This is a genomic window from Bacillus sp. MC1252 (genome assembly GCF_056838025.1).
Map to the genome: position 1 here is coordinate 746,742 of NZ_CM166369.1, position 13,459 is coordinate 760,200.

12 protein-coding genes are annotated in these 13,459 nt (G+C 41.7%); 9 read left to right on the top strand and 3 right to left on the bottom strand.

The annotated features are described in order from the left end of the window. Positions 1-45 precede the first annotated feature (45 nt). Positions 46-1,236 (top strand): MFS transporter, encoded by a 1,191-nt coding sequence (locus ACYH0L_RS03610; RefSeq protein WP_099727317.1) that lies wholly within the window; start codon positions 46-48, stop codon positions 1,234-1,236. Positions 1,237-1,283: 47 nt separating this feature from the next. Here ACYH0L_RS03610 and ACYH0L_RS03615 read toward each other — a convergent pair whose 3' ends face one another. Continuing rightward, the gene (locus tag ACYH0L_RS03615; protein WP_482354367.1) at positions 1,284-2,837 is read right to left on the bottom strand and encodes an ABC-F family ATP-binding cassette domain-containing protein; all 1,554 of its coding nucleotides are present in this window, start codon (positions 2,835-2,837) and stop codon (positions 1,284-1,286) included. A 152-nt stretch (positions 2,838-2,989) separates the two neighbouring features. Here ACYH0L_RS03615 and ACYH0L_RS03620 point away from each other — a divergent pair, with 152 nt between their 5' ends. Beyond that, complete coding sequence (locus ACYH0L_RS03620; RefSeq protein WP_482354368.1) at positions 2,990-4,132, top strand: DEAD/DEAH box helicase; 1,143 nt, start codon at positions 2,990-2,992, stop codon at positions 4,130-4,132. 36 nt (positions 4,133-4,168) lie between these two features. Here the strand turns inward: ACYH0L_RS03620 and ACYH0L_RS03625 are convergent, their stop codons facing one another. Together ACYH0L_RS03625 and ACYH0L_RS03630 are read right to left on the bottom strand one after the other, a co-directional pair. Then, the gene (locus tag ACYH0L_RS03625; protein WP_099727701.1) at positions 4,169-5,173 is read right to left on the bottom strand and encodes an NADP-dependent oxidoreductase; all 1,005 of its coding nucleotides are present in this window, start codon (positions 5,171-5,173) and stop codon (positions 4,169-4,171) included. Between the two features lie 121 nt (positions 5,174-5,294). Then, entirely contained in the window at positions 5,295-5,672 is a 378-nt protein-coding gene (locus tag ACYH0L_RS03630; protein WP_099727700.1) for a YfmB family protein, read from the bottom strand. A 221-nt stretch (positions 5,673-5,893) separates the two neighbouring features. Between ACYH0L_RS03630 and ACYH0L_RS03635 the strand changes: the two genes are divergently transcribed. The 7 genes from ACYH0L_RS03635 (at position 5,894) to ribD (ending at position 13,281) form a co-directional block, all read left to right on the top strand. Then, the gene (locus ACYH0L_RS03635) at positions 5,894-6,241 is read left to right on the top strand and encodes a YflT domain-containing protein (protein ID WP_230031713.1); all 348 of its coding nucleotides are present in this window, start codon (positions 5,894-5,896) and stop codon (positions 6,239-6,241) included. 1,126 nt (positions 6,242-7,367) lie between these two features. After that, complete coding sequence (locus tag ACYH0L_RS03640; protein ID WP_249705276.1) at positions 7,368-8,024, top strand: class I SAM-dependent methyltransferase; 657 nt, start codon at positions 7,368-7,370, stop codon at positions 8,022-8,024. A 20-nt stretch (positions 8,025-8,044) separates the two neighbouring features. Continuing rightward, positions 8,045-8,191 carry a hypothetical protein gene (locus ACYH0L_RS03645; RefSeq protein ID WP_180275520.1) on the top strand — a complete coding sequence of 49 codons (147 nt, stop codon included), beginning with the start codon at positions 8,045-8,047 and terminating at the stop codon, positions 8,189-8,191. A 397-nt stretch (positions 8,192-8,588) separates the two neighbouring features. Continuing rightward, positions 8,589-9,314 carry a GTP cyclohydrolase II gene (locus ACYH0L_RS03650; protein ID WP_099727697.1) on the top strand — a complete coding sequence of 242 codons (726 nt, stop codon included), beginning with the start codon at positions 8,589-8,591 and terminating at the stop codon, positions 9,312-9,314. 32 nt (positions 9,315-9,346) lie between these two features. Then, complete coding sequence (locus tag ACYH0L_RS03655; RefSeq protein WP_249705277.1) at positions 9,347-10,135, top strand: formylglycine-generating enzyme family protein; 789 nt, start codon at positions 9,347-9,349, stop codon at positions 10,133-10,135. Between the two features lie 18 nt (positions 10,136-10,153). Beyond that, positions 10,154-11,911, top strand: coding sequence for a WD40 repeat domain-containing protein (locus ACYH0L_RS03660; protein WP_249705278.1), 1,758 nt, complete (start codon positions 10,154-10,156; stop codon positions 11,909-11,911). Between the two features lie 284 nt (positions 11,912-12,195). Then, the gene (ribD, locus tag ACYH0L_RS03665; RefSeq protein ID WP_249705279.1) at positions 12,196-13,281 is read left to right on the top strand and encodes a bifunctional diaminohydroxyphosphoribosylaminopyrimidine deaminase/5-amino-6-(5-phosphoribosylamino)uracil reductase RibD; all 1,086 of its coding nucleotides are present in this window, start codon (positions 12,196-12,198) and stop codon (positions 13,279-13,281) included. Positions 13,282-13,459 lie beyond the last annotated feature (178 nt).

Below are 13,459 nucleotides of genomic sequence, written 5' to 3' on the forward strand. Positions count from 1 at the left end.
TGTTTATTTTATTTTGTCAACATTTGAAGGAAAGGTTCTGATGGAATGAAGGAAGAAGAAGTATTGAAACAGCGCGCAAGTCTGCTTAGGCAGCCGAAAGCCGTTTGGGCTGTAGCCTTTGCGTGTGTGATTTCGTTTATGGGAATTGGGCTCGTAGACCCGATTTTGCCAGCCATTGCATCACAATTAGATGCATCTCCAAGTCAGGTCTCCCTTTTATTTACGAGCTACTTACTTGTGACAGGCTTTGTCATGTTTTTTACCGGCTTTATTTCTAGTCGTATTGGTGCGAAATGGACGTTATTAGTAGGACTCATCTTTATTATTGTCTTTTCTGCTTTAGGCGGTACCTCTTCAACCATTAACGAATTAATTGGCTTTAGAGGAGGATGGGGCATTGGGAATGCCTTATTCATTTCAACTGCACTCTCTGTCATTGTTGGTGTGTCTGTTGGGGGAAGTGCGAAGGCCATTATTTTATATGAGGCCGCACTAGGTCTTGGGATTTCTGTTGGACCGCTCCTTGGCGGTGAGCTTGGAACCATCTCTTGGCGCGGCCCATTCTTTGGCGTTGCGGTGTTAATGCTCGTCGCTCTTTTAGCCATTACGTTTATGCTTCCATCTATGCAGAAGCCTCAGAAAAAGGTGAAATTATTCGAGGCTGTCGGAGCTTTGAAATATAAAGGACTTTTAACGATGGCATCTGCTGCTTTTTTATATAATTTCGGTTTCTTTGTTCTTCTAGCATATTCGCCATTTGTGCTCCATCTTGATGAGCATGGTCTTGGCTATGTCTTTTTTGGATGGGGATTATTTTTGGCTGTGACATCTGTCTTTTCAGCTCCGGTCATTCATCGCAAACTTGGTACATTGACTGCCCTTGTTGTTCTGTTTGCTTCGTTTGCAGTGATTTTATTCGGCATTGGGGTATGGACGTCACATGTTGTCGTAGTCATCTGCGGGATTGTCATGGCTGGGGGAATTCTCGGCATGATCAATACAGTGCTCACGACGGCTGTAATGGGTTCGGCACCTGTTGAGCGTTCGATTGCTTCATCTTCATACAGTGCCGTACGATTTATTGGTGGTGCGATTGCTCCTTGGGTTGCCGGAGTACTCGCTGAAGCCTTTACAGCAAGCACACCTTACTATGTAGGGGCGGCTGTTGTTCTGCTAGGAATGATCATCCTGCTCCTTGGCCGAAAGCATTTGGTGAATATTCAAGCAGGGCATTAATTAGAAAAAATCCTTATATCTGCATAAGATATAAGGATTTTTTGTCGTTATAATACTTTTGTCGTCCAAGATTCGCAATTCCATGTTTCGGTTGCAACATCTTGATAAAATTCAGGTTCGTGAGAAATCAATAAGACGCTGCCTTTATATTCTTTTAGAGCGCGTTTTAGTTCTTCTTTGGCATCGACATCCAAGTGGTTTGTCGGCTCATCGAGAACAAGTAAATTGGTTTCTTCGTTGATCAGCTTGCAAAGACGAACCTTTGCTTTCTCTCCTCCGCTTAAAACAGATACGCGGCTTTCAATATGTTTTGTCGTTAATCCGCATTTGGCAAGGGCAGCTCTTACTTCATATTGTGTGTAAGAAGGGAAGGTGCTCCACACCTCTTCAATACAGGTGTTGCTGTTTTGCTCTTTTACTTCCTGCTCAAAGTAGCCAATGTGCAGGAATTCTCCGCGTTCAACCTCACCAAAAATTGGCGTGATCTCTCCTAGAAGACTTCGCAGCAACGTCGTTTTTCCGATTCCATTTGCGCCGTATAACGCAATTTTTTGCCCGCGTTCCATTTTCAGATTCAAAGGGCGAGAGAGCGGCTCCTCATAACCGATCACTAAATCCTTCGTTTCAAAAATCAATTTCCCGGAAGTACGTGCAGGCTTAAAGTGAAATTCTGGTTTTGGTTTTTCTGCGGCCAATTCAATCATGTCCATCTTATCCAGCTTCTTTTGACGAGACATGGCCATATTTCTTGTGCTGACACGTGCTTTGTTTCTGGCGACAAAATCCTTTAATTCAGCGACTTCTTGCTGCTGCCTTTTATAGGCTGCTTCCAGCTGCTGCTTTTTGACTTCGTACACTTGTTTGAATTGATCATAATCACCGACGTAGCGTGTCAATTCTTGATTTTCGACATGATAAATCAAGTTAATGACACTGTTTAAAAACGGAATGTCATGTGAGATGAGGATAAACGCATTTTCATACTCCTGTAAATAGCGCTTCAGCCACTCAATATGCTGCTCATCCAAATAGTTGGTCGGCTCATCGAGAAGGAGAATTTCTGGCTTCTCTAACAGCAATTTCGCAAGCAGCACTTTCGTACGCTGACCACCGCTCAGCTCTGTCACATCACGGTCTAGCCCAAGATCCGTTAACCCAAGACCTCTTGCAATTTCTTCTACCTTGGAATCAATGATATAGAAATCATTGTTTGTCAGTGCATCCTGAATGATGCCAACTTCTTCTAGCAGCTTTTCTAGCTCATCAGGGTCAGCTTCACCCATTTTTCCATAAATGTCATTCATTTCTGCTTCCATGGAAAATAAATAATGGAAGGCATCCTGAAGGACCTCACGAATGGTTCTTCCCTTTTCTAGTACCGTATGCTGATCAAGGTAGCCGACGCGGACATTTTTAGCCCATTCGACTTTTCCTGCATCTGGCTCTAGCTTACCAGTAATAATATTCATAAACGTTGACTTTCCTTCACCGTTGGCGCCGATTAAGCCGACATGCTCGCCTTTTAATAAACGGAAGGAGACTTCGTGGAAAATGGCTCTGTCACCAAAGCCATGGCTTAAATCTTTAACAGATAATATCATTTTTTACACCTCAAATAGATTCAAAACGGCTAGTGCCTCTCATGATTATATCGAACTGTCCGGCTCGATAAAAGCATCAAAAGAAAAATTGCGTTTCAAAGCTGATTTTGAGATACTTAAGGATAGATTGAATGAGGATAAAGGAGATCGACATGACGGAAACTTGGGCATTTTTTAAAGAAGCAAAGCCATTTATTCAAGAGAACTTTGAAGCGGCTGGCTTCGGGCAACCAACAGCTATACAAGAAAAAACAGCAGAGTGGATTACGAAGAAGCGTGATGTGATTGCAGAATCACCAACTGGAACAGGGAAGACACTTGCGTATGTTCTGCCGCTCTTAAATAAAATTGATGTGAATATCAAACACCCGCAAGTCTTAATCTTGGCACCTTCAAGAGAGCTTGTGATGCAAATTTTTGATGTCGTGCAAGAGTTCAAACAAGGATCAGACATCAAAGCTGTCTCCTTGATTGGCGGAGCGAACATCAAGAAGCAGCAGGAAAAGCTAAAGAAACACCCGAACATCGTTGTGGCCACACCTGGCCGTGTACAAGAATTAATCAAAATCAAGAAACTGAAAATGCATGAAGTCAAAACGATCGTATTAGACGAAGCAGATCAGCTTCTTGTGCCAGAGCATATGAAAACGATCCAAGCGATCATTAAATCCACATTAAAAGAAAGACAAATCCTTTGTTTTTCTGCGACTTTGAAAAAGGAAACTATTCAACTAATCAAAGAAATGACATCTGAACCAGAGGTGTTGAAAATCGGCAGAAGCCAAGAAGAAGCGCAGAAGGTAGGTCACTATTATCTGTTATGTGATCAGCGGGATAAAGTGAAATTACTGCAAAAGCTATCGCGGCTTGAGGACATGCACGCGCTCGTCTTTGTCCGTGATATCACGAACTTAAGCATTTATGCAGAGAAATTAGCGTATCACCATGTGGACCTTGGTGTGCTTCATAGTGAAGCGAAAAAAGCGGAACGTGCTGTGATCTTGAAGTCATTCGAACAGCGTGAATTCCCACTTCTTTTAGCAACAGATATTGCAGCAAGAGGCATTGATATTGATGATTTGCCGTACGTGATTCATGCAGATCTGCCAAATGAAGAAGGCTATATCCACCGTTCAGGCAGAACAGGCCGTGCAGGCAAAGAAGGGGCTGTCATCAGCCTTGTCACACATCAAGAGCATGCGATGCTGAAAAAAATGGCGAAAAAGCTGAATATCTCGCTTGAGGAAATTGTGTATAAGCAAGGCCAGCTGCATCTTGCGCCTCAACAGGCATAAAAAAAGGACCCGCCAGAAGGCAGGGTCCTTTTCTTGTTATGAAATTTTGACAAGCTGTTTCCCGACATTTTCGCCTTTGAACAGTCCAATGAATGCATCAGGAATGTTGTCAAAGCCTTCGGTAATGGTTTCTTTGTAAGTGAGTTGATCTTCTTTCACCCATTGTGCAAGATCCTTTGCCGCCTCTTCAAAACGATCTGCGTAGTTGGCGACAATAAACCCTTGCATCAATGCGCTTGTTTTAATGAGCTTTGTTTGCACACGCGGTCCAATGTCCTCGCTTGCGCTAATGTTATAAGAAGAAATAGCCCCGCACACTGGAATGCGTGCAAAACGGTTCAAATGATTCATCACTGCGTCAGAAATCTCACCGCCTACATTGTCAAAATACACATCGACACCGTTTGGACAGGCTTTTGCAATAGCATCATCTAAATCATTTGTTGTTTTATAATTAATGGTTTCATCAAAGCCCAGCTCTTTTAAATAAGCAAGTTTATCATCAGATCCGGCAATTCCAACGACGTGTGCGCCTTTGATTTTAGCGATTTGTCCGACAACGGAACCAACGGCACCTGCGGCTCCTGAAATCACAACCGTCTCGCCTTCTTTTGGCTGACCAATTGAAAGAAGTCCAAAATAGGCTGTTTGCCCAGGCATGCCCAAAATCCCTAAGTAATAGGATAATGGCGCAATGGATGGATCAATTTTTGTCAGCGACTCAGCTTTGGCAGTCGAATATTCCTGCCAGCCGAGGAATCCAAGGACAAAATCACCTTTTTCAAATTGAGGAGATGTTGACTCGACGACTTCTCCGACAACACCACCTTGAATCACTTCATTTAGTTTGAACGGAGGTGTATAGGATTTTGTATCCTGCATTCGTCCTCTCATATAAGGATCTACAGAAACATATTTCGTTTGAATCAAGACTTCGCCATCTTGCGGCACGGGTATATCAACTGTTTCAAAACGAAAAACATCTTTTGTAGGTAATCCTTTTGGACGTTTTGCTAATTGAATTTGCTTTTGTTGACTCATGTCAAATCCTTCCTTTCACTTGCATCCTAGTTTTACATTAACATGATGCTTCTTTTCATTCAAAACATACGGTCTTTTCAAAACACATACAAAAAAGCAGCCACCATCCAAAAGAATGGGACTACTTTTTTTGAAAAGAGACAGAGAAGAGCGGCGGGAGACAACCAAACAGCTGATATACGTCCGCATCACGTTCTTTTAACAAATATTCATTTGCATTTTGCATGGAGGCTTTTATCATATCGCGCGTCACAAAAGGAAAAAGGATATTCAAGTATGAGGACAACAGGTCTTGTGGATCTTGATCAATCGACTCGATATCTCCAATGTTCATAATGATAGAAAAGAGATAATCAATGGAGATGTGAAAGTGCTGTTCAGCAAACAATGTAAGCGACTTTGCTTTTGCTTCTTCAGGATTCCACTTTTGAAAAAGCTGTTTCACCAAATCACTGACAACCCAAGCATTAAACTGCTGCTCCACTGAAAAATAATACATCAGCTCTACCTCATTTCTAGCCTCCAGTATAAGAATTGTACAACAAATCAACAGGAATGAACACGATATTTCAGAAAATTTAGTCACTTTCACAGGGTTTTTGTCAAAAATAAGTCAATAGGCACGGTAAATACATGCAGCAAAATGGATGTGCTCGTGGAAGGTTTAATGACAAAAGTGACGGGTAAAAGATTCGTAAGACGTTAAAGGAGGAATATAAAATGAAACCTGTTGTAAGAGAGTATTCAAATGATGAAACACTTCAACGAGATGTAGAGCAATTAAAAGAACTCGGTGTTGCAAGAGAGGACATTTATGTTCTGTCCCATGACGATGACCGAACAGAGCGTATTGCAAGTCATGCAGATGCCAATACGATAGGTCCAAGAGAAGTTGGACTTAAACATGCTGTTGGGAATATCTTTAGTAAAAAGGGCGATGAGCTCCGCAATAAAATTCAAGAGATTGGATTCACTAAAGAAGAAGCTGAAACATTTGAAGAACACTTAGACGAGGGAAAAGTCCTTCTATTTGTAACAGATCATGAAAAAGTGAAAACCTGGGCCTAAACGCAAACTTTAAAAAGCCTCTTGACAAAGGGCTGAAATTTTTATTTTAGCCCTTTGTCTTCTTTTGAAGTCAAGGAAGGACGAGCACTGGAACGAAGCGAATTTGACATTCGTGAGCACCAGAGCGCAGACCTGACAAAGAATGCGAGAGTTGTCTACACGCTAAGCCTCTTACTTTTGTAAGGGGCTTTTTTTCATGTCTTCATGTTTAGATCAGACATCCATCTTTTTTACTGTAATAAGAAAGTTGAATGGATTGGAATAAACAGTAAATCATCTAATTGAAAATGTAGAAATACCAAAGAAAATCATCAAAAAACAGAAAAAATAGTCGAAATATCACAAATAACCACTCGGGAAATAATTATGATATATTTCATTTTTGTCTCAAAATGAAATAAAAATCTTGTGTAATTTAGTAGATAAATTTCTTAGTTCTATAGATTTAAATTGTATTTTTGTGTAGAAATTAGTGTTTTAAGGTCAAGAAACCACGAAAAATACCTGTATTTTCAATTAGAAAATTCATTCTAATATTTAGGAAATAATCTATTGACAAAATAATCTAAAAACAATATATTGGGCTTAATCCAGTCGTTATGGAATTAGTTGTTAAAAAATCTGGTAGGTTTACTCGAAGCATATTCTAGTGAAAGGTGGTGCATGCAACCAAAGGACAAGTGATTCTGAGGGATATACATGTTCTACTAGACTAGAGAAAATGATTTTTTATTTGAAGAAGAAACGGAAGAATGATAGTCGTTTTAAACAATAGTTTGAACTTTCTACTACGATCAATTTGCAAGATGTATCAAAAAGATGTCAGTTCTTGTATAAGCCGATTAGAGGAATACAAAAGAGAAAGCGCTTTCAATTATACCTTGATCAAGCAGTGAAGGAGGTGAACTCATATGAAAAAAAGAGACAACAAGCTGAGGCGCCGTATCTTGCGAATGGCTGCATGTGAGGATGAGTGCTGAAAAAGAAGAATGAACATGTGGGATGCTTCTCTTTTTTTAGAAAACAGATTTTTCTAGAAAATCCATCTTTCATTCTATCATAAGGCTTTTTGCTTGAAGACCATCATTGTCAGAAAAGGTGATTGTGAATTGAAGGAGGTCCCGTGATGAAAAAGGCTTTGTACCATGAAGACAGTGGGTTGTATTTAGAAAAAATGCGCATGGCATTTCAAGAACACTATGAGCAAAGAACAGATATGTGGTCTACTGATCCGTCATTAACGGACGCAGCTGTGATGTCATTAAAGGCATGGCGTTCAAGGGAAAAGGATGCACTTGCTTCTGTGCTGGATATCGGGTGCGGGAACGGCCGGGCACTTGAACATTTAAGCGGGCTTTCAGCATATGTCGGCATTGATCTGTATGAGCATGAGGAGTGGGAAGGGTTAAAGAAAAAAGACACGATTCCTGTCCATTTCGTTCATCAGGATTTTATGTCATGGTCGAGTGATCAGGGGCGCGAGATGCAGTTTGATTTAATTTTAGATCATGGCTGTTTTCACCATCAACATCCTGATGATCACGAACGTTACTTAAAGCAGGTCTCTTCTTTACTTCATGAAGGTGGCGTCTTTTCACTTGTTGTATGGGGAGAAGAGTGGAAAACAGGATTAATCGGAGAAGATGGCCGATTTCATTTTTCGTTTTCAGATTCTCAGCTTGGAGAAAGAATTTGTACATCAGGTCTTGAGCTTGTATCGATTGCACCATTAAAAGCAAAGGCCGGAATCAGCCAGCATCATGTCATTGCCGTCAAAATCTAGTACAAAGGAGGATAAACACGATGTATGAAGTGATGGTTCTTGGTGCAGGTTCAAGTCCAAGTGGCTTAAGTGCTGCAATCATTATAGCTGAAAAGAAGTATCATCTATTCATCAATGGTGAGTGGCGAGCCCAGCTGATACGCACTTATGTGACCAATAGCATATAAAGAACCAGATCTTCTAGTAAAAGGTAGAAAGCAGCTCGAAGCTTACGGAGGTGTTCTTTTAAGAAAGGGCGTGCAATTACCGGATGGTGTCGCTGCTCTTACAGAGAATACAGCGTATGAAGCTCGATTTCTGCTCCTTTGTACTGGACAAAGGCCAGGTCGAAGAGTCGTCGTTCTTCAGGCATTTCTTTTACGAAAATAAAGGGACTTAAACGATGAGAGGCATCGCGCATCCATGGAGCGAATGTATGCACCCGGCATTTGTACAGGCATTTCCTCACAAGCCATGATTGCAGCTGGAAACGCGTGCCCAGGCTGAGGGAGTGTGCATATTCATCACTCCATCACTGCGCTGTCAAAATCGAATTGAGTGCAGTGATGAATAGGGGGGAGACAAATGAACAAGTTTGTAGCTGAATTACAATCAATGATTCATCATTTTTCATTTCAAGAAAAAAACTATTTGCTCGTGGGGCCAGTGAATCTGCCAATCTCTATTCAACATGAGGAGGTGCAGTTTAAATGGTATGCCTTTTCACCTGTTGAACCAGATACAAAGCCAACGATCGAATCCATTGTACAAATGAGTACCACGCAGCAAACATTTTCCTCTTGTCTCCTATTTGGCGACTTTGAAAATGAGGTACCTCCGCTTGTGCGAATTCATAGTGTCTGCCAAACAGGGGATGTGTTTGGGTCACTGAAATGTGATTGCGGTCCACAGCTTGCGTTATCGCTGAAGAAAATCACAGAACACGGAAAAGGCATGCTTGTGTATATGGCCAACCAAGAAGGGCGTTCCATTGGGCTGATGGCGAAAGCATTCACGTATAAATTACAGGAAATGAAACTGGATACGTTTGAGGCCAATCGCCTGATCGGCTGCGGAGATGATGATCGGCATTACGAGGAAGCTGCGGCTGTATTGCACTACTTAAACAAAGGGAAACCATTGCACCTGTTAACAAACAATCCAGATAAAGTCGACTCCATTGCTGCTTACGGGCTTCCAGTTTTACGATTTGATCATACGGTAGAAGCCTCTCTCTATAACGAAGCGTATTTAAAGGCAAAAGCAGCCTCAGGGCATATGGTCGATGAGAAGAAATTAATTAATCAGTAGATGAGTTTATTTAAAGAAGGCGGGAGAAAAGCGTGAAACCTGATATCAATTGGATTCAAATCCCAAGCGGCTATGCAACGATTGGAAGTAATGAAGAAGATATGAAAAAGGCATCAGAATTTTGGAAGGACAAGCTTCTCAATCCAGCCTATGGACGTGAGAAAAAATTTCAAAAATGGCTGTACAAAGAATTTCCATCCTATCAGCCGTATATCAATGAATTTTTTATCTCAGATACGGTCGTACCAAATGAATTGTATCAAAGCTATTGTGATGAAACAGGCCAGACTTATCCGGAAAGCTTAACGAACCCAGAGCTTGGCGGAGGAAAAGACCATCCAGCTTGGGGCATGGATATCGAGGAAGCCTTCTCGTTCTGTCAGTGGCTGAGCGGGAAGCTCGGATATGACGTTTCAATCCCTACTGAAGAAGAATGGGAGTATGCTGCCCGGGGTAACACGAGAAATCAATACCCGTGGGGAGATGAGTTCGATCCTTCTTGCTGCAATACGCACGAATCCAATATCGAAAAAACGACGCCTGTCCGTCATTACGAAAAGGGCAGATCCCTATTTGGACTTTATGATATGGGAGGCAATGTCGAGGAATGGGTCAACACCAAATATCACGTATATGAAGGCGGGATCGAGGTCGTAGATGATTTAACGGAAACAATCGGCAGCGATTACTACATTCTAAAAGGCGGCTCCTTCGCAAGAGGCGGAGATTTATGCAGAGTCGCAAGAAGACACGGGAAGCACCCAGACCCCGTTTTTCGATTTACTGGTTTTCGTCTAGTTACTCGTCAAAAAAACATATAAAGATAGGAGTGTAAAACCATGCATAGAGGACCAATTACATCTGTTTTATCTACTGAGCATGACCAAATTGTCTACACTGGCGGCTATGACCGCTGTATTTATAAGTGGGACCGGGAAACAGGAGAAGGAACGTTTATCGGGAGTCACGAGCATATCATTAACTCTTTATCTCTTTCTGAAAGTGGAAAGTATCTAGCGAGTGCATCGTCAGACTATACCATTCAATTGTATGATACAGGCACACAGACACGAATTCGTACGCTGTTTGGTCATGCGGATGATGTGGAAGCCGTCGCCTTTGCCAAGCAGGATACCTTGCTAGTATCGGTATCTAGAGATAGAAGATGCTTAGTATGGGATATCGAAACAGGAGCCATCTTACGAGAATTCCATGGACATAGCAAAGATGTATTAGCTGTATGGATACATGGGGATAAAGCTTATACAACAGGTGATGATGGCTATGTCCTTGTTTGGCTGTATGATACAGGAGAAATTGTGGGGGAAATTGGCCCATTTGATTATGAGCTGGACACAATCAGCGGCAGCAATCAAAAAGAAGTGTTTGCACTTGGCAGAGATGATGGCACCGTCATCATATATGATGCGAACACTTTACAGGAGAAAAAAATCATCAAAGCCCATTTACAGGGTGTAAAGCGTGTGAATTTTTCTCCGAGCGGAGATTACTTGCTGACAGCAGGCTATGACCATTTAATTAAGCTGTGGAATTATGAAACGGGAGATTTAATCGATACGCTGCTGCCTCATAAATATCAATGGGAGCGCTCGCTTGTCTGGACAGAGGATGAGAAGGCCATCCTAGGAGCCAGCTTTGGGAAAACGTATTGTGAATGGTCGATTGAAGAGGGAAAAGTCATATCTGATGAGATTGAACTGGCGACACCGTCTATTAATGATATTGCGTTGACTGATACGGGTGACATCATCACCGCATCAGATGACGGAAAATTCAGAAAAAACGGGATCGAAATCGCAAAATCGACAGGCGTTTTAACAAATGGGGTGGCTGTCGCACGGGATGGAAGCTATTATGCTTGGGGAGATCATGCAAGTCAAGTGCACATTGTACACGAATCATTACAGCAAATGGTCTCTTTTGATCTCAACACAGGCCCAGTCAACAGTGTGTATTTCCACGAGGAGGACCGACAATTCTATATTGGAACTTACGGCGGTTATGTGCATGTCATTTCGACGGAACACTTAAAGGAAATCGGCCGTTCCAAAGCACATGATTGTGCGGTCAAAGCATTAAAGGTAGAAGGAGATCATATCATCACCGCTGCGGTTGAAGGGACCATCTGTCTTCTAGATAAAAAGAGTTTGTCCTTAAAAGCGGAATATATCGGTGCGACAGAGCTATTAAATGATGTATTTATTGACAGCAAAAGAGACCGCATTGCCATTGTCAGCCGTGACAAGAATGTCAGATTGTTTGATTTGCATACAGGTAGAATTTTAGACCAGCACAATGAGCATCAATATTCCATTAAATCAGTCACTGTCACAGATTCTGGCTATATTGTGAGCGGAGATTATTGGGGATACATCGTTGTGTGGAATCCAGAGTTACATGTGAATACTGGTCCAATCAGAATTGCCAAGAATGGGATTAGTGCAATCAGACAATTAGGTAATGATGTATATGCAAGCTCATATGACGGCGGTATTTATCACATTAGAGAAGATGGTACGCATACGGAAGTACTGCGCTTATTTGAACAATTTCCGAAAGAAGTAATCTCTCATTAAGAAAAAGAATGTAAGCGGGGGATTCTCATGATAAGTGTTTGCAAGGAACATATGAAAAAGGGTCTGACTGTACTCAATTGTCCGCATGTGCTCCTCATTAATAAATATGAATTACGCAAATGCTGTTTCTGTAAACAACGAGCATCGTATAAACTGTTTTATTCCTTGCCTTACTATGATCGATCTGAAAAGAAACGGATGGAAAAAATTTAGCACATGAGAATAGAACTCCTTCATTTTCCTGAAGGAGTTCTTTCCCTTGAAAGAGAAGAAAGGAGCCACAGATGAAAGACGATGTTTTTTATATGAAGCTGGCCATTGCCAACGCAAAGGCAATGAAAGGACAAACCTCACCCAATCCGCTTGTCGGTGCAGTGATTGTTCTACGCGGGGAGATCGTTGGGATTGGTGCTCACTTGAAGGCAGGTGAGCCGCATGCTGAAATTCATGCGCTGCAAATGGCAGGAGAAAAGGCGAAGGGGGCTGACATGTATGTGACACTCGAACCTTGTACGCATCAAGGAAAAACGGGTCCTTGCACACAAGCCATCATCAAGAGCGGTGTGAAACGTGTGGTCATTGGCACTCAAGATCCGAATCCGCTTGTAGCAGGTAAAGGGATGACCATGTTGAAAGAAGCAGGGTTAGAAGTAGAAGAAGGAATATGTAAACAGGAAGCAGACCGCTTAAATTTGCCTTTTTTTCATTTGATTCAATCAGACCTTCCGTATGTCATATTAAAATCAGCTATTTCAATAGATGGGAAAATTGCAACGGCTTATCAAGAAAGCAAATGGATCACCGGAACAGAAGCGAGAACGGAAGTGCAGCTTTTACGTCAAGAAGCAGATGCGGTGATTACAGGAGTTGAAACGATTATTCAAGATGATGCAGGTTTAATTGTGAAGGATTCATTCATCACTCAGCCCATTCGTGTCATTTTAGATTCAACATTAAGGATCCCGCTTCATGCAAAATGTTTAACAGATCATATGGCAGAAACCATTATTTGTACCTCACGAATGTACGATCAAAAAAAGTATGATCAGCTTGTGCAAAAAGGGTATGAAGTATTTGTCACAAACGGGGAACGACGGACAGATCTTCAAGATGTGTTACACATGTTAAAGAAGCGCTCTGTGATGTCAGTACTTGTTGAGGCAGGAGGCAGTGTGAGTGCGTCATTTTTAGAAGCGTCACTTGTGAATGAAGCTGTTATTTATGTGGCACCTTTATTGATTGGCGGGAAAGATGCACCTACTATGTTTGAAGGAAAAGGAATAAAAAAACTAAAAGAGGCGATCCGTCCAGCGGATATTGACTATAGTATGGTAGGAAAGGATTTAAAAATGACGATGAGATTTCAATGAAGAAAAGACCTTGTGCATGGAGTGCAAGGTCTTTTCAATATTTCTAAATAAAATGAAAAGTGTACATACACCTTTCCCCATATGGATGAATACGATGGATTGGGGGGATTCTATGAGAAGATGTAGACAGTGCAGAAAAACATATCCAGCTCATTCGGCCGACCACTACCAAAATGGA